This is a genomic window from Vogesella margarita (genome assembly GCF_028548475.1).
Lineage (GTDB): Bacteria > Pseudomonadota > Gammaproteobacteria > Burkholderiales > Chromobacteriaceae > Vogesella > Vogesella margarita.
In genome coordinates, this window is the sequence record NZ_JAQQLE010000003.1 from 12,664 (window position 1) to 34,739 (window position 22,076).

At 63.5% G+C, this 22,076-nt stretch carries 19 protein-coding genes and 1 pseudogene; 2 read left to right on the top strand and 18 right to left on the bottom strand.

Going from position 1 to position 22,076, the window contains the following annotated elements:
* Positions 1 to 5 precede the first annotated feature (5 nt).
* Positions 6 to 665, bottom strand: coding sequence for an energy-coupling factor ABC transporter permease (locus PQU96_RS04900; RefSeq protein ID WP_272771130.1), 660 nt, complete (start codon positions 663 to 665; stop codon positions 6 to 8).
* A gap of 102 nt (positions 666 to 767) precedes the next feature.
* Between PQU96_RS04900 and nadC the strand changes: the two genes are divergently transcribed.
* The gene (gene nadC, locus PQU96_RS04905; protein ID WP_272771131.1) at positions 768 to 1,607 is read left to right on the top strand and encodes a carboxylating nicotinate-nucleotide diphosphorylase; all 840 of its coding nucleotides are present in this window, start codon (positions 768 to 770) and stop codon (positions 1,605 to 1,607) included.
* A 105-nt stretch (positions 1,608 to 1,712) separates the two neighbouring features.
* Here nadC and PQU96_RS04910 read toward each other — a convergent pair whose 3' ends face one another.
* The 12 genes from PQU96_RS04910 to PQU96_RS04965 form a co-directional block, all read right to left on the bottom strand.
* Entirely contained in the window at positions 1,713 to 2,471 is a 759-nt protein-coding gene (locus tag PQU96_RS04910) for a competence/damage-inducible protein A (protein ID WP_272771132.1), read from the bottom strand.
* Positions 2,468 to 3,250 (bottom strand): YdcF family protein, encoded by a 783-nt coding sequence (locus PQU96_RS04915; protein WP_272771133.1) that lies wholly within the window; start codon positions 3,248 to 3,250, stop codon positions 2,468 to 2,470. Before PQU96_RS04915 ends, PQU96_RS04910 begins: the two co-directional genes overlap by 4 nt.
* Positions 3,251 to 3,306: 56 nt before the next feature.
* On the bottom strand, positions 3,307 to 4,017 hold the full coding sequence (locus PQU96_RS04920; RefSeq protein WP_272771134.1) for an ABC transporter ATP-binding protein: 711 nt from the start codon (positions 4,015 to 4,017) through the stop codon (positions 3,307 to 3,309).
* On the bottom strand, positions 4,014 to 4,784 hold the full coding sequence (locus PQU96_RS04925) for an ABC transporter ATP-binding protein (RefSeq protein ID WP_272771135.1): 771 nt from the start codon (positions 4,782 to 4,784) through the stop codon (positions 4,014 to 4,016). The genes PQU96_RS04920 and PQU96_RS04925 overlap by 4 nt, the downstream gene beginning before the upstream one ends.
* 3 nt (positions 4,785 to 4,787) lie before the next feature.
* A complete protein-coding gene (locus tag PQU96_RS04930) occupies positions 4,788 to 5,852 on the bottom strand; it encodes an ABC transporter permease subunit (RefSeq protein WP_272771136.1) in 1,065 nt (354 codons plus the stop codon).
* A 19-nt stretch (positions 5,853 to 5,871) separates the two neighbouring features.
* Positions 5,872 to 6,801, bottom strand: a complete 930-nt coding sequence (locus tag PQU96_RS04935; RefSeq protein ID WP_272771137.1) for a branched-chain amino acid ABC transporter permease — start codon at positions 6,799 to 6,801, stop codon at positions 5,872 to 5,874.
* Positions 6,802 to 7,041: 240 nt separating this feature from the next.
* Positions 7,042 to 7,263: a hypothetical protein gene (locus PQU96_RS04940; protein ID WP_272771138.1), complete on the bottom strand. Its 222-nt coding sequence runs from the start codon at positions 7,261 to 7,263 to the stop codon at positions 7,042 to 7,044.
* 46 nt (positions 7,264 to 7,309) lie between these two features.
* A complete protein-coding gene (gene astB / locus PQU96_RS04945; protein ID WP_272771139.1) occupies positions 7,310 to 8,659 on the bottom strand; it encodes an N-succinylarginine dihydrolase in 1,350 nt (449 codons plus the stop codon).
* Positions 8,656 to 10,116: a succinylglutamate-semialdehyde dehydrogenase gene (astD, locus tag PQU96_RS04950; protein WP_272771140.1), complete on the bottom strand. Its 1,461-nt coding sequence runs from the start codon at positions 10,114 to 10,116 to the stop codon at positions 8,656 to 8,658. The genes astB and astD overlap by 4 nt, the downstream gene beginning before the upstream one ends.
* Positions 10,117 to 11,148 carry an arginine N-succinyltransferase gene (astA, locus tag PQU96_RS04955; RefSeq protein WP_272771141.1) on the bottom strand — a complete coding sequence of 344 codons (1,032 nt, stop codon included), beginning with the start codon at positions 11,146 to 11,148 and terminating at the stop codon, positions 10,117 to 10,119. It lies immediately after the preceding gene.
* The gene (gene aruF / locus PQU96_RS04960) at positions 11,145 to 12,185 is read right to left on the bottom strand and encodes an arginine/ornithine succinyltransferase subunit alpha (RefSeq protein WP_272771142.1); all 1,041 of its coding nucleotides are present in this window, start codon (positions 12,183 to 12,185) and stop codon (positions 11,145 to 11,147) included. Before aruF ends, astA begins: the two co-directional genes overlap by 4 nt.
* A gap of 113 nt (positions 12,186 to 12,298) precedes the next feature.
* Positions 12,299 to 13,519 carry an aspartate aminotransferase family protein gene (locus tag PQU96_RS04965; RefSeq protein ID WP_272771143.1) on the bottom strand — a complete coding sequence of 407 codons (1,221 nt, stop codon included), beginning with the start codon at positions 13,517 to 13,519 and terminating at the stop codon, positions 12,299 to 12,301.
* A 334-nt stretch (positions 13,520 to 13,853) separates the two neighbouring features.
* Here PQU96_RS04965 and PQU96_RS04970 point away from each other — a divergent pair, with 334 nt between their 5' ends.
* Positions 13,854 to 15,044 carry an NnrS family protein gene (locus PQU96_RS04970; protein WP_272771144.1) on the top strand — a complete coding sequence of 397 codons (1,191 nt, stop codon included), beginning with the start codon at positions 13,854 to 13,856 and terminating at the stop codon, positions 15,042 to 15,044.
* A gap of 277 nt (positions 15,045 to 15,321) precedes the next feature.
* Here the strand turns inward: PQU96_RS04970 and PQU96_RS04975 are convergent.
* The 5 genes and pseudogenes from PQU96_RS04975 to PQU96_RS04995 form a co-directional block, all read right to left on the bottom strand.
* Positions 15,322 to 16,365 (bottom strand): annotated as a pseudogene (locus tag PQU96_RS04975) (IS110 family RNA-guided transposase).
* A 163-nt stretch (positions 16,366 to 16,528) separates the two neighbouring features.
* On the bottom strand, positions 16,529 to 18,409 hold the full coding sequence (speA, locus tag PQU96_RS04980) for an arginine decarboxylase (protein ID WP_272771145.1): 1,881 nt from the start codon (positions 18,407 to 18,409) through the stop codon (positions 16,529 to 16,531).
* 451 nt (positions 18,410 to 18,860) lie between these two features.
* Positions 18,861 to 20,162 carry an NAD(P)/FAD-dependent oxidoreductase gene (locus tag PQU96_RS04985; RefSeq protein WP_272771146.1) on the bottom strand — a complete coding sequence of 434 codons (1,302 nt, stop codon included), beginning with the start codon at positions 20,160 to 20,162 and terminating at the stop codon, positions 18,861 to 18,863.
* 145 nt (positions 20,163 to 20,307) lie between these two features.
* On the bottom strand, positions 20,308 to 21,162 hold the full coding sequence (locus PQU96_RS04990) for an ABC transporter permease subunit (RefSeq protein ID WP_272771147.1): 855 nt from the start codon (positions 21,160 to 21,162) through the stop codon (positions 20,308 to 20,310).
* Entirely contained in the window at positions 21,155 to 22,072 is a 918-nt protein-coding gene (locus PQU96_RS04995; protein WP_272771148.1) for an ABC transporter permease subunit, read from the bottom strand. Before PQU96_RS04995 ends, PQU96_RS04990 begins: the two co-directional genes overlap by 8 nt.
* Between the last annotated feature and the right edge of the window lie 4 nt (positions 22,073 to 22,076).

The following is a 22,076-nucleotide window of genomic DNA, read 5'->3' on the forward strand; positions in this document are numbered from 1 at the left end:
TTCAGTCATCGCGCCAGATAGCGCGCGTCATCGAAACTGCTTACCCACTGCGGCCGGTACACCACCATGATCGACAGCACCAGACCGCTGGTAAACGCCTCCGACCACGACAGCAGGAAATAGAACGGCAGCGCGTTGTCCAGCAGGTAGGGCCCGTCGTACACCCCCAGCAGCCACAGCAGCGCCATGCCGCTGGCGGCGGCGACAATCAGGCTCAGCCCGCCGGCGAGAAAGGCGTTGACGAACACATAGACGAACAGGTGCGCCGGCAGATAACGCTGCGCCAGACGCAGCGCGAGCGTCGTCACCGCCACCGCCGGCAGCAGCGTGACGCAAAAATTCAGCCCCACTGCCAGCCAGTCGAGCTGCCCCGCCACCACCTGCAACAGCAGCACCAGCGCCAATGCCAGCAGCGCCAGCGCCGGCCCCATCAGCAGGGTGAAGATCACCGCGCCCAGCAGGTGAAACGACAGACCCGGCTGCAGGCCGGCCTTGACCAGCCACATCATGGCCAGCAGCACGCAGGCCGCCGACCAGGCGCTAACCGCGCCGTGTGGCAGCGTGCGCCACGGCACTCGCCACGCCGCCCATGACAGCAGCAGCAACATCAGGCCGGTGGCAGCCCACAACAGCGGCGGGGAAAACAGCGTATCGGGAAAATTCATCGGCGGATCAGGACGGGCGACAGAACTGCATCATAGCAGAGCGCCCCACCGCCACGCCAAAGCGGGGTAAAATCGCGCTCTTTGCCCCGGACCCAGACCATCATGCCGACCTTGCCCGCCCAGCACCTGATCGCCCACTCCGTCAGCCTTGCCCTAGCCGAAGACATCGGCGACAAGGACTGGACCGCCGCCCTGTGCCCGAACCTGCCGGGCGAGGCGCGCATCGTGGCGCGCGAGACGGCGATACTGTGCGGCCAGGCGTGGCTGGAAGAGTGCTATCGCCAGATCGACGCGCGCTGCCAGGTGCAGTGGCACGTCGCCGAAGGCGCCAGCATCGCCAATGGTGACGTGGTGTGCACCCTCAGTGGCCCGGCGCAGGCGCTGCTCACCGCCGAGCGCAGCGGTCTGAACTTCCTGCAGACGCTGTCCGGCGTGGCCACCGAAACGCGCCGTTATGTCGACACCGTCGCCGGCACCCGCGCCATGATCCACGACACCCGCAAGACGGTGCCCGGCCTGCGCCTCGCGCAGAAGTACGCCGTCACCGTCGGCGGCGGCGCCAACCAGCGCGTCGGCCTCTACGACGGCATCCTGATCAAGGAAAACCACATCATCGCCAACGGCAGCATCACCGCGGCGATCGCCGCCGCGCGCGCCATCGCACCGCCGCACGTAACGCTGCAGGTGGAAGTGGAAAACCTGGCCGAGCTGGACGAGGCGCTGGCCGCCGCCTGCCCGCTGATCCTTCTCGACAACATGTCGCTGGACGAGATGCGCGAAGCCGTGCGCCGCAGCGCCGGCCGCGCGCAGCTGGAAGCCTCCGGCGGCGTCGACCTGGACAGCGTGCGCGCCATCGCCGAGACCGGCGTCGACCGCATTTCCGTCGGCAAGCTGACCAAGGACGTGCGCGCGATCGACTTCTCGATGCGCTTCGTCAACTAGACCCCGGCTGCCGGCGGCATCCGGCAAGGTCGCGCACAAGAACAAAAGGTTGGCCGCAAGCATTGCTGCTTGCGGCCAACCTTTTTCCTGTACCGATGCCGGCGGCTAGGCGGCCGGCTTGTCGCGCACCTCGTAGCCCTTGGCCAGCAGCGCCTTGCGCCACTCGTCCAGCGCGATCGCCACCAGCGCCGGCTGGCCACTGAAGCCGAACTCGATGTGCATCTGAGGGATGGCGTCGGTGCCGAAGTTGGGCAGGCTGGAGAAGCGCAGCGCCGGATAACGCGCGACGAACTCCTGCATCAGCGTGATCAGGTCGCCCTCGCGCGCATCGATGGCGATGCAGCCCTGCTCCACGTCCGGGTGATCAGAAAACAGCGCGCGGTACTGCGAATCCAGCACCCACGCCACCATCGGCCACGCCATATTGGGGAAGCCCGGCACGAAGTGCACATCGCCGCAGGAGAAGCCGGGCATCTGGTTGACCGGATTGGGGATCAGCCGCGCGCTGGCCGGCAGCGTGCCCATATTGATGCGGTGCGGATAGGCGTCGGCGCCAAAGCGGCCCTCGATCAGCAGCTTCGCCTCGGGATGCACCTGCAGCGGCTCGTCCAGCGCTCGCGCGGCGCAGGCGCGGGTGTGGTCGTCCGGCGTCGCGCCGATACCGCCGAAGCTGAACACCAGGTCACCGCTGGCGAAGGCACGCCGCAGCGCCGCCTCGATGCGTGCCGGATCGTCGCCGAGATACTCGGCCCAGGCCAGCTTCATGCCGCGTTCCGCCAGCAGGCGGATCAGCGCCTGCATGTGCTTGTCCTGGCGTTTGCCGGACAAAAGTTCGTCTCCGATGATCAGTGCGCCGGTCTTCATATCGTCAATCCTGTGATGAGGGAACGCAGGCGATAATACAACAGCCCCAGCCATTCGCGCTCCGCCTGGTAAACCTCCTGCATCGCGCGCCCGCTCGGCAGCCAGTGCTGAAGCCAGATGCCGTCATAACGGCTGTAGCCGGTCGGCGCCGCCACCACCTGCAGGCCGGCGGCGCTAAATGCAGGCAGTGCACGCGGCATGTGCCAGGCCTGCGTCACCAGCGTAATGCGGCCAACCCTGGCCTCGCGCAGCAGCGCGGCGGACAGGCGGGCATTGTCGGCGGTGGTTTCTGCGGCGGCTTCCACCCAGCGCGCGGTGATGCCGTAATCCTGCTGCAGCGTACGCGCCATCACCACGGCCTCGGCCTCGCCGCCATTGGGCGCGCCGCCGGTCAGCAGCAGCGGCAGGCCGCTGGCCCGCGCCAGATAGGCGCCATAGCGCAAGCGCGCCAGGCTGTCGCCGGACGGCACGTTGGCCGCATACTCAGGCGCCGGCCGCTGGCCGCCACCGAGCACCACGATGGCGCCGGTAGTGCGTACCTGTGCCAGCGTGGCCGGCGCAAACGTTTCCAGCGCGCCGTTAAGCCGCATCGCCAGCCACGGCGTCGCCTGCAGATAACTCAACAGCAGCGCCAGCAGCAACAGATAACGGCCGGCCACCGGCGCACGCCGCTGCCAGCCGAGACCGGCCAGCAGCAGCAACAGCCCGTTGAGCGGCGGAAAAAACAAAGCCCCGAGCGCCTGCCGGAGCAGGACATCGGGGCTGAGGGTGTCAAGCATGGTTATTGTTCTCGCGACACGGGGTGGCCGGCTGGCCGCCCCGTGTCCGGACGGAGTTAACCGCCGAGGTAGGCGTTACGCACGCGCTCGTCGTCCAGCAGTTCCTTGGCCGGGCCGCTCATGCTGATCTTGCCGCTTTCCATCACGTAGCCGCGCTGCGATACCTGCAGCGCCAGCTTGGCGTTCTGTTCCACCAGCAGCATGGTCACGCCTTCGGCGGCCACCATCTGGATGATCTCGAAGATCTTTTCCACGATCAGCGGTGCCAGACCCATCGACGGTTCGTCCAGCAACAGCAGTTTCGGCTGCGAGATGATCGCACGCGCCATCGCCACCATCTGCTGTTCGCCACCGGACAGGGTGCCGGCCAGCTGCTTCTGGCGCTCTTTCAGACGCGGGAACAGCTCGTAGCCGCGCTCGATGTCGCGCTGGATGCCATCCCTGTCGTTACGATGGAAACCGCCCATTTGCAGGTTTTCTTCCACCGTCAGCTTGCCGAAAATGCCGCGGCCTTCCGGCACCATCACCAGACCGTTACGCACGAAATCGTGGGTGGCGATGCTGGTGGTGTCCTTGCCGTCAAAGCTGATGCTGCCGCCGGCGATCTTGACCATGCCGACCAGGGTTTTCAGCGTGGTGGTCTTGCCGGCGCCGTTGGCACCGATCAGGGTCACCAGCTCGCCCTTGTTGATGTGGAAGTCGATGCCCTTGACGGCCTGGATGCCGCCGTAGGAAACCTGCAGGTTCTTGACGTCTAGAATGCTCATTCGTGTGCCACTCCCAGATAAGCCTCGATCACTTTCGGATCTTTACGTACCACTTCGGGCACACCTTCCGCAATTTTCTTGCCATAGTCGAGCACGGCGATACGGTCGCACAGGCCCATCATCAGCTTCACGTCATGCTCGATCAGCAGCACGGTGACGCCACCGTCGCGGATCTTTTCCATCAACGCCTTCAGCGATTCGGTCTCGCTCGGGTTCATGCCGGCGGCCGGTTCGTCCAGTGCCAGCAGCTTCGGCTCGGTAGCCAGCGCACGGGCGATTTCCAGACGACGCTGGTGACCGTAGGACAGGTTCTTGGCACGCTCGTAGGCGACATCGTCGATGCCGACATAGCGCAGCAGCTCCCAGGCCTTGGCCTCGATCGCCGCTTCCTCGTCGCGGGTGGACTTGTTGCGCAGCACCGCGCCCAGCGCGTTGGCACTGGAGCGGATGTGGCGGCCAACCATCACGTTTTCCAGCGCCGTCATCTCGTGGAACAGACGGATGTTCTGGAAGGTACGCGCGATACCGGTCTTCACCACCACGTGCGGAGGCGCGCGGAACAGGTCGTTGCCGTCGAAGGTGAAGCTGCCCTCGTCCGGGGTGTACAGGCCGGTCAGCACGTTGAACATGGTGGTCTTGCCGGCGCCGTTAGGACCGATCAGGCCGTAAATCTCACCCTTGTTGATGTGCAGGCTGACATTACTCAGTGCGTGAAGGCCGCCAAAACGCTTGTTGATGCCTTCGATTTTCAGCAAAACTTCAGACATGGCTTAACCTTTCTTCGCATCTTTGAATTCAGCAGCACGACGCTTGGACGGCCACATCCCTTCCGGACGAACCAGCATCATGATCACCATCGCTGCGCCGAACAGCAGCATCCGTGCGTTTTCCGGGTCGACAATCATTTTGCCGAAGGTATGCATCTGCAGCGGGCCGATCACGTCACGCAGGACTTCCGGCGCAATGGTCAGTACCACGGCACCCAGGATCACGCCAGGGATGTGACCCATGCCGCCCAGTACCACCATGGCCAGGATCATGATCGATTCCAGCAGGCCGAACGATTCCGGCGAGATGAAGCCCTGGAAGGTTGCGAACAGGCCACCGGCCACACCACCGGACAGCGCACCCAGCGCAAAGGCCAGCAGCTTGATGTTGCGGATGTTCAGGCCCATTGCCGCCGCCGCGATCGAGTCTTCACGCATCGCCACCCAGGCACGACCGATACGGGAGTGCTGCAGGCGGTAAACCATGATCACCACCACCACGGTCAGGAACAGGAACACGTAGTAGTACATGTGAACCGGGTTCAGGCTGAAACCGAATACCTCGATGGCCTTGCCCAGCGACACGCCGCCGACCTGGATCGGATCGATCAGGTTGATACCCTGCGGCCCGTTGGTGATGTTCACCGGGGCGTTCAGGTTGTTCATGAAGATCCGTACGATTTCACCGAAGCCCAGCGTCACGATCGCCAGATAGTCGCCCTTCAGCTTCAGCACCGGGGTGCCCAGCAGCAAGCCGAACATCGCGGCCAGACCGGCGCCCAGCGGGATCGAGATGTAGAACGGCAGGTGAATGTCGAAGTGCGGCGAGCCCAGCAGCGCGAAGGTGTAGGCACCGACGGCGTAGAAGGCGATGAAACCCAGGTCCAGCAGACCGGCAAAGCCGACCACGATGTTCAGACCCAGCGCCAGCATTACATACAGCAGCGCGAAGTCGATGGTGCGCACCCAGGAGTTACCCAGGGTATTGCCGACCACGAACGGCAGCACGGCCAGCACGATGGCGGAGGCAATAAAGACCGCCAGTTTTTTGTTGGTATCCATAGTCATGCTCACTTGTCTCTCCCTATTAGGCGCGATCGGCCATTTTCTCGCCCAGCAGGCCAGAAGGACGGAAGATCAGAACGACGATCAGCACAGCGAAGGCAAAGATGTCCTGATAGTGCGAACCCAGGAAACCACCGGTCAGGTCACCAATATAGCCGGCACCCAGACTTTCGATAATGCCCAGCAGGATGCCACCGGCTACCGCACCACCCAGGTTGCCGATACCGCCCAGCACCGCGGCGGTAAACGCCTTCAGGCCGATCATGAAGCCCATGTAGTAGTGAGCCTGGTCATAGTTGGTGGCGACCATCACACCGGCGATGGCACCCAGCGCCGAACCCATTACGAAGGTCGCGGAGATGATGGTGTTGACGTTGACACCCATCAGGCTGGCAACGGCCGGGTTCTGGCTGGTGGCGCGCATCGCGCGGCCCAGCTTGGTCTTCTCGACCACAACCAGCAGGCCGATCATCAGCAGCAGACACAGGGCAACGATACCCAGTTGCAGCTTGGTGATGGTGGCACCGAAGATCTCGATGGTTTCGTGATCCAGGATGGCAGGGAACGGAATGTAGTTACGACCCCAGATCAGGATGGCAACCTGCTGCAGCACGATGGACAGGCCGATCGCGGTGATCAGCGGCGCCAGCTTGGGAGCATTGCGCAGCGGGCGGTAAGCCACGCGCTCAATGGTATAGCCCAGCAGCATGCAGGCGGGGATGGCGACCAGCAGACCGATCAGCACCAGCATCGGTCCCGGCAGCGCAACACCGGCATTCATCAGGGTAGTAACAACGGTGATGGTAACCATGGCGCCAAACATCACGACTTCGCCGTGGGCGAAGTTGATGAGGCCCATGATCCCGTACACCATGGTGTAGCCAAGTGCGATCAGGGCATAAATACTACCCAGCACGAGGCCGTTCAGGATCTGTTGCAGAAAAATGTCCACGGTGGGATCTCCTAAGGATGGTTGTCCCGACGATTTATATGGGGTTTAGCCTCTTTTACCGTCTTCTGTGCAAAGGTTGGCAGTTGGTTTCAATCCGACAAGCCGAGCGGATTATGATAGCGTATCCAATCGACTGTCAATCCGAAAAACTTGAGAAATTCAGGTTTTTTCACTGTTTTTATAACAAACTCCAAGTTATTGATTTTATTGAAAAAAACAGCAAAAAATCTTGCCTGCAAATCAATGTTGCGTTGCAACCAAAGGCTTTTTTTGATGTTCTTTTTCGCGCGCATTACTTTTAAAAATTTTCCTTTCTTTTCGCAAACGAACCATTTTTGTTTCAATTCGAATCACAACCGCATCACCCGCACACCAAATTCGCGCAAATAGAAAAAAGTGATTATGTATACAATCGATTTTATTTGTTTTTGCACTCACACATAAAAAAACCGCCTGCGACATGATCGCAGGCGGCCTGTATGCAAATGAGTTTTCCAGATGGATTTAATTACACCAACTGGAAGGGATATACCGAACCCAGCTTCAGGATGCCGCTCAATTCGTCCAGCGCGGTACGGCACTCGACGAGCAGTTGCGGATCGGCCAGATCGTCCGGCGACAGGCGGTCGCGATAATGACGGTCTACCCAAGCATTAAGCGTGCCAAATAATGCATCGCTCATCATCACGTTCGGATTGACCGCCGCAATCTCCGCCGCCGACAGCGCCACGCGCAGGCGCAGGCAGGCCGGGCCGCCGCCATTCTGCATGCTCTGCTTCAGGTCGAACACGCGCACCTCGTCGATCGGACCACCGGCACTGCTCATCTTCTGCAGGTAAGCCCACACCCGCTCGATATTGCGGCACTCTTCCGGCACCACGATGATCATCTTGCCATCCGGCTTGGACAGCAGCTGGCTGTTGAACAGATAGCTCTTCACCGCCTCTTCTACCGTCACTTCCGCCTCCGGCACCTCGATGGCGATGAAGTTGCCGCCGGCCGCGGCCAGCTTGCGATCCAGCTCGGCCAGCACCTCGGCCTGATGCAGGAAAGACTTCTCATGGTGGAACAGCACGTTGCGGTTACCGACCGAGATCACGTCGTTGTGGAACACGCCGGCGTCGATGGTATCCGGGTCCTGCTGCGCGTAGACCACACCCTCTTCTTTCAGACCGTGCAGGCGGGCCACCGCCTGGCAGGCTTCCAGCGTCTGTCGCGCGGGGAAGCGCGCCGGCTTGGGATAGCGGCTATCGAAGGCAGCAGCACCGAACACGAAGAACTCCACGCCTGCGCCGTCGTACTCATGGCAGAAACGGGTATGGTTGGCAGCGCCTTCGTCACCGAAGTGCATCTGCGCCGGCAGTGCCGGGTGCACCGCGAAGCGCGACTCGTCGGCAAACATCGCCTGCAGGATGCGACGGGTGGTCGGATGCTCGATGGAGCGGTGGAACTTGTTGTTCAGGTTGGCCGGCGTGAAGTGCACACGGCCGTCGGCGGTGTCGCCGGACGGGCTGACGGTGGCCGCGTTGGCGGTCCACATGCACGACGCAGAGGTAGCGGCCGCCAGGATTGCCGGTGCTTCCTTCGCGGCGCGGGCGATCACCTGCGCATCGGTGCCGCCAAAGCCCAGCAGGCGCAGCGAGGCCACGTCCGGGCGCTCGTGCGGCGCCAGCACGCCCTGCTTGAAGCCCAGGTCGTGCAATGCCTTCATCTTGGCCAGACCCTGCTTGGCAGCCAGTTTCGGGTTGGAGGCGGCATTCTGGTTGCCGGTGGAGGCGACGTTGCCGTAGGACAGGCCGCTGTAGTTGTGCGTCGGGCCTACCAGGCCGTCGAAGTTCACTTCAAAAGCGTTGCTCACAGTACGATCCCCGGAGAAAGTTGAGACGGAACGGTCAGGCTGTCGCATTCCAGCGATGCGACCGGCCACGCGCAGTAGTCGGCGGCGTAATAGGCACTAGGACGGTGATTGCCGGAGGCGCCGATGCCGCCAAATGGTGCAGCGCTGGAGGCGCCGGTCAGCGGCTTGTTCCAGTTCACCACTCCGGCACGGCTTTCCAACAGGTACCGCTCATACTGGCCGCGATCGTCGGACAGCACACCGCCGGCAAGGCCGAAGCGGGTGTCGTTGGCCAGCTCGATGGCCTGGTCGAAATCGCGGTAGCGGATGATCTGCAGCAGCGGGCCGAAGAACTCCTCGTCCGGACGCTGGGCGTGGGTGGAGTCGATGATGCCCGGAGACAGGATGGCGCCCACCTCGGACAAGCGCTTCATCTCCAGCAGCACCTTGCCGCCGCTTGCGGCCAACGTTGCCTGCGCCTTCAGCAGCGCATCGGCGGCAGCAGTGGAAATCACCGAACCCATGAACGGCTGCGGCTCGTCGTTATACAGGCCGACCTTGAGGTTGGCCGCAACCTCTACCAGGCGCGCGATGAAGGCATCGCCTTCGGCGCCCTCGGCCACCATCAGGCGGCGCGCGCAGGTGCAGCGCTGGCCGGCGGACACGAACGCCGACTGGACCACGTGATGCACGGCGGCGTCCACATCCGCAACATTGCCGACGATCAGCGGATTGTTGCCGCCCATTTCCAGCGCCAGGATCTTCTCCGGACGACCGGCGAAATTCTTGTGCAGCAGGTTGCCGGTGCCGGAGCTGCCGGTAAAGAACAGGCCGTCGATACCGTCGTGATTGGCCAGCGCGATACCGGTTTCGCGTGCACCCTGGGTCAGGTTGATCACCCCGGCAGGCAGGCCTGCCTCGTGCCACAGGCGCACGGTTTCCTGCGCGGTCCACGGTGTCAGCTCGGACGGCTTAAAGATCACGGTGTTGCCCGCAATCAGCGCCGGCACGATGTGGCCGTTGGGCAGGTGGCCGGGGAAGTTGTACGGGCCGAACACGGCCACGACGCCGTGCGGCTTGTGGCGCAGTACCGCCTGCGCGTCGCCCATAGCCGCGGCACGTTCGCCGGTGCGCTCGTTATAGGCTTTGATCGAGATCTCGACCTTGTTCACCATGGTGGTGACTTCGGTCTGCGCTTCCCACATCGGCTTGCCGGTTTCCTTGGCGATGATCTCCGCCAGGGACGCCTTGTTGCTGTTCAGCAGTTCGCCGAAGCGGCGTATCACGGCCAGACGCTCGTCCAGCGCGGTACGCGCCCAGCCCTTGAACGCGGCACGCGCAGCGCGCACGGCGGCGTCGACCTGCTGCGCATCGGCGGCCTGGCCTTGCCAGATCAGGATGCCGGTGGCCGGGTTGTTCTTCTCCAGCTGCTCGCCGTTACCGGACAACCAGCTGCCGTTGATGAATTGCGTTGCCATTTATGCAGTCTCCTTCGGCGACAGTGCCACCACGCGCACCACGTCACCCTGCTTGATATTCAGTGTTGCCGCCTGTTCCGCGCTCAGCGTCACGCTGTCCGCGCCAGGCGCCAGCTCGGCCAGCAGCACGCGGAAGCCATCGAAGCCGGTGTTGGACACCAGATAGAAGCCGGTCGCGTCGTCCGCGCTGTCGCCAACGTTGGCCGCAAGCAGGCGGCTGTCGCGTACCGCGCGGATGTCGCGGGTGTAGGCCTGTACCGTCGGGCCGGCGTCGAAGATGTCGACGTAGCCTTCGTAGCGGAATCCCTCGCTGTGCAGCATCGCCACCGCCGGGCGGGTGTTGTCGTGGGTCTGGCCGATCACCGCCTGCGCTTCCTGCGGCAGGAAGTCGATGTAGACCGGGAATTTCGGCATCAGCTCGGCGACGAAAGCCTTCTGGCCGACACCGGTCAGGTAGTCGGCCTGCGCGAATTCCATCGAGAAGAAGTGGCGGCCCAGCGCCTCCCAGAACGGCGAGTTGCCGGCGGCATCGGACACGCCGCGCATCTCTGCCACCACCACCTTGCCGAACATTTCAGGGAACTGCGCCAGGAACAGGAAGCGGCTCTTGGACAGCAGGCCGCCGTTCTTGTTGACGCGGAAATCCGGGTGCAAGAACAGCGTGCACAGCTCGGAGTAGCCGGTGTGGTCATTGGACAGGAACAGCGTTTCGTGACGGGTGTAGACGTCCAGCTCTTCCGAGGCGTGAACGATGGTGCCGACACGGTAGTTGTACCAGGGCTCTTTCAGGCCGACCGCCGCTTCCAGCGCGCAGATGCCGCCGACACGGCCGCTGGCGGTGTCCTCCAGCACGAACACGTAGCCGCGTTCGGCCAGATCGGCCTCGCCGCTGAAGCTCTTCTCGGAGCGGGCGATACGGGCGCTGAGGCGCTCTTCGTTCACCGGCAACGAGGTCAGACCCACGCCGGCGCTACGCGCCAGCTCCATCAGGCCGTCCAGGTCGGACGCCTTGACCGGGCGAATCACCATCATGCTGCAACCCTCCCTTGTTCTTCTTGCAATAGCGGTGCGATACAGGCGACCTGGCCGCTGCCAAGCGACAGCGCGCGCGCGGTATCCGGCGTAATGAACAGCACCTCGTCCACCAGGCTGGCGTGCGCCTGGGCCAGCGCGAACTGGTCGCTGCGGTGGTTGGAGATCACCATCTCTTCGGCACCTTCCGGCAGCACCGGCGACACTTCCACCTGTACACGGCGCTGGTGGCGCATGCTGAACAGCTGGTCGACCTCGGCGGTCAGCACCGCGCCGCCATCAAAGATGTCGATGTAGTTGTCGGCCTCGAAACCTTCGCGGCTGAGGATGTTGAACGGACGCTCGAAATCGGGGTGGATCTGGCCGATGGCGTTTTGCGCCTGATCCGGCAGCAGCGGCACGTAGATCGGGTAGGTCGGCATCAGCTCGGCGATAAAGGTCTTGCTGCGCTGGGCGAAGGCCTGCTCCACCTGCGGGAAGTCCATATTGAAGAAGCGGCGACCGATCGCGTCCCAGAACGGCGACTGCGCGTTCGTGTCGAGAATGCCCTGCATCTCGACCAGGATGCGGCGACCGAAACGCTCGCGCGCGGCCGCCATATAAAGGAGTCGCGAGCGCGACAGCAATTCCAGCGCGCGCAGCGACAGGTTGGGCCGGCAGTAGAAGCCGCACAGCTGCACCATGCCGGTCAGGTCGTGGCACATGTTCAGCACGTGGATGCGGTTGTTCACCTTCAGTGCGCGCGAGGCGTGCACCATGGTTTCACTGCGATAGCTGTAGAACGGCTCTTCAAAGCCGGCGGAGGCGCTGATCGACGCAGTGCCGACCACCTGGCCGTCGTCTTCCAGCACGAACATATAGTATTCACGGCCGGTGCCGGCCACCGCCTCGTGCTCGAAGGCGCCGAGCGAGGTCTGGATTTTTTCGTAGAGCTTTTCCCGATTGTTCGGCAAGCTGGTGACGCCAATCCCGCTGTCCACCGCCATTGTTTCAATGACTGGCAGATCGGAAATGCGTACTGGACGCACGATCAACATGGTTAATTCTCCCTCGTGGCGTTCCGGAACCGGGCGCAGCAAGCCCCGCTCCGCTGCCGTGGCGGCAGCGGAGTTCCCCAGAATGCAGATTGATTAGGTTCCGGAAACGGAAATCAGGCGCGGTTGGCGGCAACCAGTTCGGCGATGGCGGCATCGAAACGTGCCAGACCTTCGTCGATGTCTTTGTCTTCGATCACCAGCGATGGGGCAAAGCGCACCACCGACAGACCGGCGACCAGCACCATCAGCTGTTTGGCTTCGGCGGCTTTCAGGAATTCACGGGCGCGGCCGGCAAATTCGTCGGACACCACGGCGCCGATCAGCAGGCCCATGCCGCGGATTTCCTTGAATACGTTGTACTTGGCGTTGATCGCGTTCAGGCCGTCGACGAAACGCTGGTGCTTGGCGCGCACGCCGGCCAGCACTTCCGGACGGCTGACGATCTCGACCACTTTCTTGGCTACCGCCGACGCCAGCGGGTTGCCGCCGTAGGTGGTGCCGTGGGTGCCCACGCCAAAGCTCTTGGCGATGGCGCTGGTGGTCAGAATCGCGCCCACCGGGAAGCCGCCGCCCAGACCCTTGGCCGAGGACAGGATGTCCGGAGTCACGTTGTACTCCTGGTAGGCGTACAGCGAACCGGTACGACCGACGCCGGTCTGCACTTCGTCAAACACCAGCAGTGCATTGTGCTGGTTGCACAGTTCGCGCGCCGCGTCCAGGTAAGCCTGGGTCGCCGGCAGTACGCCGCCCTCACCCTGTACCGGCTCGATTACCACCACGCAGGTCTTGTCGGAGATGGCGGCCTTCAGCGCGTCGATGTCGTTGAACGGCACGTGGGTGATGCCGGCCGGGTTCGGGCCAAAACCTTCGGTGTACTTCGGCTGGCCGCCGACGTTGACGGTGAACACGGTGCGGCCGTGGAAGGAGTTGGTGCAGGAGATGATCTCGTGCTTGTCGGCGCCGTAGTGGTCGGCGGCGTATTTGCGCGCCAGCTTGAACGCGGCCTCGTTGGCCTCGGCACCGGAGTTGCACAGGAACACGCGCTCGGCGAAGGTGGTTTCGGTCAGCAGCGTGGCCAGTTCCAGTGCCGGCTCGTTGGTGAACACGTTGGACAGGTGCCAGACCTTGTTTGCCTGCTCGGTCAGCGTGGCGACCAGTTCCGGATGGCAGTGCCCCAGGGAATTAACCGCAATACCGCCTGCAAAATCGATGAACTCGCGACCTTGCTGATCCCACACGCGGGAGCCGGCAGCCTTGACCGGGATGAAACCGGCCGGTGCGTAGTTCGGGACCATGACCTGGTCAAAGGTATCGCGGGTAACGTTGGTGCTCATTGATAGTTCCTTATTGCAATCTGTACTGGATTTATTGTGTGAACAGCGTCTGTTACCGATTCTAATCCAATCATGGAAACAGGCCATATCCTCTTTGCGACATCCGTTTACACATTTCCCTGAAATGTCCAACAATGCACAAACACAATAAAATCACCTAAAATCAGACAGTTAGAAATATTTTTATAGATAGGCGCCGGATTTGTCCGGAAATTCGCCGCTTCCCGCCGCCGATACCGATCCGCCGGTGTGGCCGGTGCGCTTGATTCGCGTCATGGGCAGGGGCGTCAAGATTACCGACACTTGTGCTTTGCACCAAGCCAGGATTGCCAACATGACCACCCACCCCCTGCTACAAAGGTTGGCCGCCACTCCCCACCGCGCGGCCTTCTTGCCCGGCCTCTTCGCCGCCCTGCTGCTGCTGGCGGCCTGGAGCAGCGAGCTGCTACTGCGCCAGCACGGCGCCAGCCTGCACCGCGAGCTCAGCCCGCTGCAGGCACATGCGGCGCTGATGCTGTACGGCCTGTTTCCGTTTTTCATGACCGGCTTCATCCTCACCGCCGCGCCGCGCTGGCTGAACGCCGCCTCGCCGGCACGCTGGCGCTGCGTGCTGATCCCGCTGTTGTTGTGCGCCGCCCTACTCTGCGCATTGACGGCGCTGCCCGGCTCGCACTACTGGCTGGCCGCCGCCGCGCTGCTGTGGCTGGCAGCGCTGTCGCTGCTGGCGCAGACCATGCAGCAACTGCTGAGTCAAAGCACGGTGACCGACCGCCTGCACGCGCAGGCGGTACTGGCCGCGCTGCTGGCCGGCTGCGGCGGCCTGCTGGCGATGCTGTACTGGCTGCTGGCCGATGTGGCGACGGCGTGGTGGTGGATGCGCAATCTGGCACTGTGGGGATTCCTGCTGCCGGTGTTCCTTGCCGTCAGCCATCGCATGCTGCCGTTTTTCACCCAGAGCGTGATTGCACCCTACCAGGTGTGGCGGCCGCGCTGGCTGCTGCTGGCGCTGGTCGGCGGCAGCTGGCTGTACGGCGCTCTCGCCATTGCCCAGTTGCCGCTGTGGCCGGCCAGCCTGCTGCTGTGCGGCCTCAGCGCCACTTGCCTCTATCGCTGGCAGTCGTGGCGTAGCCGCAGCGTGCCGCTGCTGGCCATGCTGCACCTCGCCTTTGCCTGGCTGCCGCTGGCCTTCCTGCTGCTGACGCTGGCAGATTTCGGTCTGGTGTCGTCCTTGACCGGGCTGCACGCGGTGACGGTCGGCTTCTTCATCACCATGCTGGTCGGCTTTGCCTCGCGGGTGATGCTGGGCCATGCCGGCCATCCGCTGCAGGCCAGCCGTGGCCTGTGGTGGCTGTACCTGTTACTGCACGGCGTGGCGCTGCTGCGCGTCAGCGCCGACCTGCTGCCGGCCTTTGCCCTGCGCGGCTATGTGCTGGCGGCGCTGAGCCTGCTCGTGGGACTGCTCGGCTGGGCCTGGTTCGGCCTGCCGTTGCTGGCGAAAAAACGTGCCGACGGCAAGCCGGGCTGAACCGCAGCACGCCTGAATGAAAAATCTATGGTCAGCCCGAGTTTTGCAACCCCAGAAAACGGATCAATACTGACAAGAGTAGGCTTGCTCTAATCTATCCGGACTCTCGCTGGGCGCTGGCGCCCGGTCCATGATGTGAGCCGCACCTGACGGTCCTCAAAAAGGTTACAGCCTCGCCGACTGTTTTTCGTGCCAGGGTGTCCGTCAGGCCGATAGGCCGCTTGTCGTCATCCGTGTCTGTCGTCGCAAAAGCAGGCTTGCTACCACTGCCGGGCAGCTACCCGGCGGTTTTTACTTTCAGCTGCGGCGGATGCGGCTGATACTCGCCGCCTTGGGCGAGGATCGCCCACAGCACCCGCGCCAGCTTGTTGGCCACCGCACACGCCACCACGTTGCCATGCCGGCGCTGCATCAGCGCCGCCGTCCACTGCGCAATCGCGCTATCCCATTGCGTCGCGTGCTGCATCACCACGTGCGCGCATTGCACCAGCAGCCGGCGCAGCTGCTTGTCGCCGCGCTTGCTGATACCCAGCAGCTTCTGCCGTCCCCCGGTCGTGTGCTGTCGTGGCACCAGCCCCAGCGCGGCGGCAAAGTGGCGCGCACTGCCGTAGCCCTTGGCGTTGCCGGCGTCGGCCGCCAGCTGGCTGGCGGTGATGACGCCGATACCCGGCACCGTCATCAGCCGGCAGGCGACGTCGTCCTGGCGGGCCATGGCGGCCAACTCGCGATCCAGTTCGGCTATGGTTTGCTGCAGACGGTCGTGGTGCTGCAGTTGCGCCGCCAGCACCTGCCAGGCGACGGGTGGCAGCTCGGCCTGCCGCTCGGCCAGCAACACCCGGGCCTGCGACAGGCCACGTGCGCCCTGTGGCAGGGCCACACCGAACGCCAGCAGCAGTGCGTGAATCTGGTTAGCGGTCTGCACCCGCTCGCGAAGGCGGGCCTCGCGCAGACGGTGCAGCGCCGACAGAGCCTGCTGCTCGGGCGATTTGACCGCGACGTAGCGCATGGTGGGTCGCGAGGCGGCTTCGCAGATGGCCTGGGCGTCGAGGAAGTCGTTCTTGTTGCCGGTGACGAAGGGGCGCACGTACTACGGCGCAATGAGTGGTACCGAGTGGCCGAAGCTGGCGAGCTTGCGTGCCAGCCAGTGGGCGCCGCAGCAGGCTTCCATCACGATGCGGCACGCCGGCTGCCGGGCGAGAAAGTCGAGCAGTGTGTTGCGCCCGAACTGGTGCTTGAACAGTACATGCCCCTTGGCGTCATGGGCGACGAGGTGGAAGCGGTGTTTGCCGATATCGATGCCGATGAGGGTGACGGTAGCCATGATGACCTCCTGTGCAAAAAGGAAAACAGCCCTGCCAGCTTACGCCTGCAGGGCTGTTGGATCGGGCTGACCATCACATTAAGGTTGGCCGCAAGCGCAAGGCTTGCGGCCAACCTTTTGTACGCTGCCGTGCCGCGTCAGACGACGCGGCTCAGGCCGGCGCTCACACGTTCAGATACGACGACTGCTTCAGGCCGCGGCAGAACTCGGCGAAGTAGCTGGAACGCTCTTCCGCGCTCAGGCCGGCGGTGCGGGCCTTGGCTTCGTAGCAGTTGAGGATTTCCTCCGGCGACAGGTGCACGTAGCGCAGCATGTCCTCAATGGTGTCGTGCTCTTCCACGCCCTCGTACGACAGGCGACCGCCTTCGCGCACGTAGACGTTGACCGAGTCGGTATCGCCGAACAGGTTGTGCATGTCGCCCAGGATTTCCTGGTAGGCGCCGACCAGGAACACCGCGATCAGGTATTCCTCACCCGGCTTCACCTCGTGCACCGGCATGCTGGATTCGATGCTCTGCTCGTCCACGTACTGCTTGACCTTGCCGTCAGAGTCGCAGGTCAGGTCCTGCAGCACCGCACGGCGTGTCGGCTGCTCGTCCAGGCGGTGGATAGGCATGATCGGCAGCACCTGGTCGATGGCCCAAGTATCCGGCAGGCTCTGGAACACCGAGAAGTTGCAGAAGTACTTGTCGGCCAGACGGTCGGTCAGGTCGTCGAATACCTGGCGTTGCGAACGCTGGCTGGCGGTCAGTTGCGACAGCAGGCGGCGGCACAGTGCGGCGTGCAGCTGTTCGGCAACGGCTTTTTCCTTCAGCGTCAGGCGGCCTTCGGCGTACATGTCTGACACTTCCGACGCGAGGTGGCTGGCGCGGTAGTAGGTCTCGGTCACCATTTCGGCGTCGGTCAGGCTCATCAGCTCGAACAGCTTGGCCACCGGCTTGGCCAGCAGGCTGGCGTCGTCGATCTGCGGCATGGTGTCCGGCAGGCGCTCGACGTCGGTGACGTTCATCATCAGCACCGCGTGGTGCGCGGTCATCGCGCGGCCGGATTCGGACAGGATGCGCGGATGCGGGATGTCGTTCTCGGCGCAGAACTCGTGCAGCATCGACACGATCACCTGCGCGTACTCGTCCATGTCGTAGTTGATGGAACTGGCGTTGCGCGAGTGGGTGCCGTCGTAGTCGACGCCAAGGCCGCCGCCGACGTCGACGTGATCGACCGGCAGGCCCAGCGCGCGCAGCTCGGCGAAGTAGCGGATCGCCTCGCGGAAACCGGCGCGGTAGTCGGCGATGTTGGCGATCTGCGAGCCCATGTGGAAGTGCATCAGGCGCACGGTGTCGCCGTGGCCGGCGGCCACCAGCTTGTCCACCGCCGAGATCAGCTGGCCGGCGGACAGGCCGAACTTGCCCTTGTCACCACCGGTGTCCGCCCACTTGCTGGACGCCAGCGAGGACAGGCGCACGCGCAGGCCGATATTGGCCTTCACGCCCAGCTTCTGGCTTTCCTCGATCAGCAGGTCGACCTCGGACTCCTTCTCGATCACCAGGAATACCTGGTGGCCCAGGCGCTGGCCGATCAGCGCCAGGCGGATGTAGTCGCGGTCCTTGTAGCCGTTACAGATGATGGTGCAGCCCTTGGGCGCCAGCGCCAGCACCGCCATCAGTTCCGGCTTGGAGCCGGCTTCCAGGCCGATGGACACGTCCGGGGTGGCGATGATGCTTTTGACCACCGCTTCCTGCTGGTTGACCTTGATCGGGTAGATCGCGGTGTACTTATTGTCGTAGCCGATGCCGGCGATGGCGTTGTCGAACGCGCGGCACAGGCGGGTGACGCGGTCTTGCAGGATGTCCGGGAAACGCACCAGCAGCGGCATGTCCAGACCCTTGTCCGACAGCGTGTGTGCCAGTTCGTACAGATTGATTTCGCGCTGATGGTTGGCGTTAGGACGCACCTTGACGCAACCGCTTTCGCCGACGTTGAAATAGCCAGCCCCCCAATGCCGGATGCCGTAGAGGCTCCGGCTATCTGCCACAGTCCAAGCCATGAAAGGATTTCCTGCTGAAAATTTGGAAAAACTGCTCCTTAGTGCGCGGCTTTCGGGCTAAGAAAGCTTCATGTGGGCCTGGGATGTCGGAGCGCGCAATAAACGGCTGATCGCCGCAAAATGAGCGCGGATTTTAGCAACATCACGCGCTGTGACAAGCACAATTTTGGGCCGTCCATTTTAATCGACACGACACCGGCCACCCCTGCGGCCAACGTCCCAGTGTAGCCGCGTCATGTGAATGTTTTTTAACCGTTCCGCCGTCGCGCGGGCTCAGCTGCGAGCAGCCGCCGCGTCCATGATATTCAACACCGCGACTGCAGGCTGATGTCGCACCGCAACATGAGGCAAAACGCCGACGCCGTTGCACCGTTGTGGAGCACAGCCGGCGGCACGGCAGCAAAGCGTCATCGCCTCACTATAGCCACGCCGCACCAGGATGTTCACGATCTCAGAGGCGATCCTGCAGCCGGTACCAGGCCATGCCCAGCACCAGCGCCGGGGTGCGCAGCAGCTCGCCGCCGGGGAAGCGGCGGTGGCGCAAGCGCTCGAACAGCTTCAGGCGGCTGTCGTCGCCGCTGATCGCCTCGGCCAGCACCTTGCCGGCCAGCCCGGTGATGGCCACGCCGTGGCCGGAGAAGCCCTGCGCGTAGTAAACGTTGGCCGCAAGGCGGCCGAAATCCGGCGCCCGGTTCATGGTGATGTCGCAGAAGCCGCCCCAGGCGTAGTCGATCCGCGCGTCGGCCAGCTGCGGGAACACGCGCAGCATGTCGGCGCGCATGCTGCCGGCCAGATCGCGCGGCTCGCGCCCGGAGTAGCTGACCTTGCCGCCGAACAGCAAGCGATGGTCGGCGGACAGGCGGTAGTAATCGAGCACGAAATTGGTGTCGCACACCGCCATATTGTTGGCGATCAGGCCGCGCGCGCGCGCCTCGCCCAGCGGCTCGGTGGCGATGACATAGGTGCCGACCGGCATGATGCGGCGGTCGAGCGCCGGCACCAGCTTGCCGACGAAGGCGTTGCAGGCCAGCACCAGCTGCCGGCAGTAAACCTCGCCCTGCGCGGTGCGCACCCGCGGCCGGCCGCCAGTGTCGATACCGGTATCGATGCTGGTGACCGGCGAGTTTTCATGCAGCACCGCACCGGCGGCACGCGCGGCGCCGGCCAGACCCAGCAGGTAGTTCAGCGGATGGATATGGCCGGCCAGCGGATCGAACAGGCCGCCCTGATAACGCTCCGAGGCGAGGTTTGCGGCCAACGTATCCTTGTCCCACAACGTGTAGTGGCGGTAGCCGTAGAAGCTTTCCGCCTCGTGCTGCCACGCCAGCAGGTCGTCCAGGTGTGCCGGTTTCACCGCCGCGGTGCAGTAGCCGCGCGTCCAGTCGCAGGCGATGCCGTGCCGCTGCACCCGCTGCTCGATGATGTCGATCGCCTCCAGCGACATCTGCCAGAACACCTTGGCCAGCTCATCGCCGAGCTGCCGGCGGATGGTGTCCATTTCGCAGGCGTAGCCGGCGATCACCTGGCCGCCGTTGCGCCCGGAGGCGCCAAAGCCGATCTGCGAGCCTTCCAGCAGCACCACGCGCAGGCCGCGCTCGGCCAGATTCAGCGCGGCGGACACTCCGGTCAGGCCGCCGCCAATCACGCACACGTCGCAGTCCACCCGCCCCTGCAGAGCAGCCCCCGGCTCCCACGGCACGGCGGTGGCGGCGTAATAGGATGGGGCATGCGGCTGGTGGGCGTAATTGAGCATAAAGTCCTCGTTGGTGGTCAGGAAAACGGCAGGGCAAACGGCAAGATTCATCCCTTTTTGGCAAAAAATCACCCGTGACAGGCAAGAAAAACGGCGGAGCCTCGCAACTCCGCCGTCCGGGGGCGCCGGGCGGCGCCCGTCAGTGTCAGCCAGCGCTGCTTTCACGCATCGCCGCCGCCATCGCCCGTTCGCGCTTGCGCTGCGAATTCAGCATCAGGTAGTTGGCGACGATTACCAGCACGCCGACCACCAGCACGGTAATCGACGCCAGCGCGTTGATTTCCGGGTTCAGGCCGAGGCGTACCTTGGAGAAGATCACCTGTGGCAGCGTGGTGGAACCGGGGCCGGACAGGAAGGCGGTCATCACCAGATCGTCCAGCGACAGCGTCACCGACAGCAGGAAGCCGGAGGCGATCGCCTGCGCCACCAGCGGCAGCGTGATCACGAAGAAAATCTTCAGCGGGCGCGCGCCCAGGTCCATCGCCGCGTCTTCCAGCGACTGGTCGATTTCCAGCAGCCGCGAGCGCACCACCACCGCCACGTAGGCCATGCACAGCGTGGTATGGCCGACCCAGATGGTGAAGAAGCCGCGCTCCGCCGGCACGCCGATCAGCTGCTGCATCGAGATGAACAGCAGCAGCATCGACAGGCCGGTAATCACCTCCGGCATCACCATCGGCGCCGTCATCATGCCGGCGAACAGCGAGCTACCAGGGAAGCGCTTGAAGCGCGCCAGCACGAAGCCGGCGATGGTGCCCAGCGTCACCGCTGCGGTGGCGCTGGCCAGCGCGATCTGCACCGACAATTCCACCGCCGAGATGATCTGCTCGTTCTGGAACAGCGACGCGTACCACTTGGTGGAGAAGCCGCCCCACACCGTCACCAGCTTGGAGTCGTTGAACGAGTACACCACCAGGCTGACGATGGGGATGTACAGGAACAGCAGCCCCAGCAGCAGCATGGTCTTGAGGAAGGGGGACAGTTTGTGCTGATTAGTCATTGCCTTTTCCTTCCAGCTGGCGGGTTTCGAAGCGGTGCAGGAACGCGATCGGCACGATCAACAGCAGCACCATCACCGTCGCCACCGCGGCGGCCATCGGCCAGTTGTTGTTGTCGAAGAACTCGTTCCACAGCACCTTGCCGATCATCAGCGTATCCGGGCCACCGACCAGCTCCGGAATCACGAATTCGCCGACCGCAGGGATGAACACCATCATCGAACCGGCGATGATGCCGTTCTTGGACAGCGGCAGCGTGATGGTGAAGAAGGCCTTGATCGGGCCGGCACCAAGATCGCTGGCCGCTTCCAGCAGGCGGCCGTCCATCTTCACCAGATGCGAGAACAGCGGCAGGATCATGAACGGCAGGTAGGCGTACACCATCACCAGATACAGCGAGAAGTCGTTGTGGAACAGCATCAACGGCTCGTTGATGACGCCGATCGCCAGCAGGAAGCTGTTGATGAGGCCGTTTTCGTTAAGCAGGCCCATCCAGGCGTAGACGCGCAGCAGGAAGGAGGTCCAGAACGGCAGCATCACCAGCATCAGCAGCACGTTGCGGCGCGCCGGATCGGTACGCGCGATGGCGTAGGCGATCGGGTAGCCCAGCAGCAGGCACATCAACGTGGTGAACAGCGCGGTCTGCAGCGAGGACAGGTAGGTCTTGGCGTAGAAATCGTCGCTGAGGATGAAGTCGAAGTTGCCGAGGTTGAGCGTGAGGTGCAGCAGCCCGCCCTCTTCCAGGTTCATCAGACTGGTGAACGGTGGAATGGCGAGATCCTGCTCGGCGAAGCTGATCTTCAGCACGATGAAGAACGGCACCAGGAAAAACAGCAGCAGCCAGAAGTACGGGACCGAGATCACCGCACCGCGACCGGGCTTGAGGCGCTTGAAGAGGCGCTGGATATTCATGTCA

Bases quoted from the DNA above. Each gene is read 5' to 3' on its own strand.
- PQU96_RS04965 (WP_272771143.1), bottom strand. From the start codon at position 13,519: ATGAGCACCAACGTTACCCGCGATACCTTTGACCAGGTCATGGTCCCG.
- nadC (WP_272771131.1), top strand. From the start codon at position 768: ATGCCGACCTTGCCCGCCCAGCACCTGATCGCCCACTCCGTCAGCCTT.
- speA (WP_272771145.1), bottom strand. From the start codon at position 18,409: ATGGCTTGGACTGTGGCAGATAGCCGGAGCCTCTACGGCATCCGGCAT.
- PQU96_RS04995 (WP_272771148.1), bottom strand. From the start codon at position 22,072: ATGAATATCCAGCGCCTCTTCAAGCGCCTCAAGCCCGGTCGCGGTGCG.
- astA (WP_272771141.1), bottom strand. From the start codon at position 11,148: ATGATGGTGATTCGCCCGGTCAAGGCGTCCGACCTGGACGGCCTGATG.
- PQU96_RS04970 (WP_272771144.1), top strand. From the start codon at position 13,854: ATGACCACCCACCCCCTGCTACAAAGGTTGGCCGCCACTCCCCACCGC.
- PQU96_RS04915 (WP_272771133.1), bottom strand. From the start codon at position 3,250: ATGCTTGACACCCTCAGCCCCGATGTCCTGCTCCGGCAGGCGCTCGGG.
- astD (WP_272771140.1), bottom strand. From the start codon at position 10,116: ATGGCAACGCAATTCATCAACGGCAGCTGGTTGTCCGGTAACGGCGAG.
- PQU96_RS04920 (WP_272771134.1), bottom strand. From the start codon at position 4,017: ATGAGCATTCTAGACGTCAAGAACCTGCAGGTTTCCTACGGCGGCATC.
- PQU96_RS04910 (WP_272771132.1), bottom strand. From the start codon at position 2,471: ATGAAGACCGGCGCACTGATCATCGGAGACGAACTTTTGTCCGGCAAA.
- PQU96_RS04985 (WP_272771146.1), bottom strand. From the start codon at position 20,162: ATGCTCAATTACGCCCACCAGCCGCATGCCCCATCCTATTACGCCGCC.
- PQU96_RS04990 (WP_272771147.1), bottom strand. From the start codon at position 21,162: ATGACTAATCAGCACAAACTGTCCCCCTTCCTCAAGACCATGCTGCTG.
- PQU96_RS04925 (WP_272771135.1), bottom strand. From the start codon at position 4,784: ATGTCTGAAGTTTTGCTGAAAATCGAAGGCATCAACAAGCGTTTTGGC.
- PQU96_RS04930 (WP_272771136.1), bottom strand. From the start codon at position 5,852: ATGACTATGGATACCAACAAAAAACTGGCGGTCTTTATTGCCTCCGCC.
- PQU96_RS04900 (WP_272771130.1), bottom strand. From the start codon at position 665: ATGAATTTTCCCGATACGCTGTTTTCCCCGCCGCTGTTGTGGGCTGCC.
- aruF (WP_272771142.1), bottom strand. From the start codon at position 12,185: ATGTTGATCGTGCGTCCAGTACGCATTTCCGATCTGCCAGTCATTGAA.
- PQU96_RS04940 (WP_272771138.1), bottom strand. From the start codon at position 7,263: ATGTCGCAGGCGGTTTTTTTATGTGTGAGTGCAAAAACAAATAAAATC.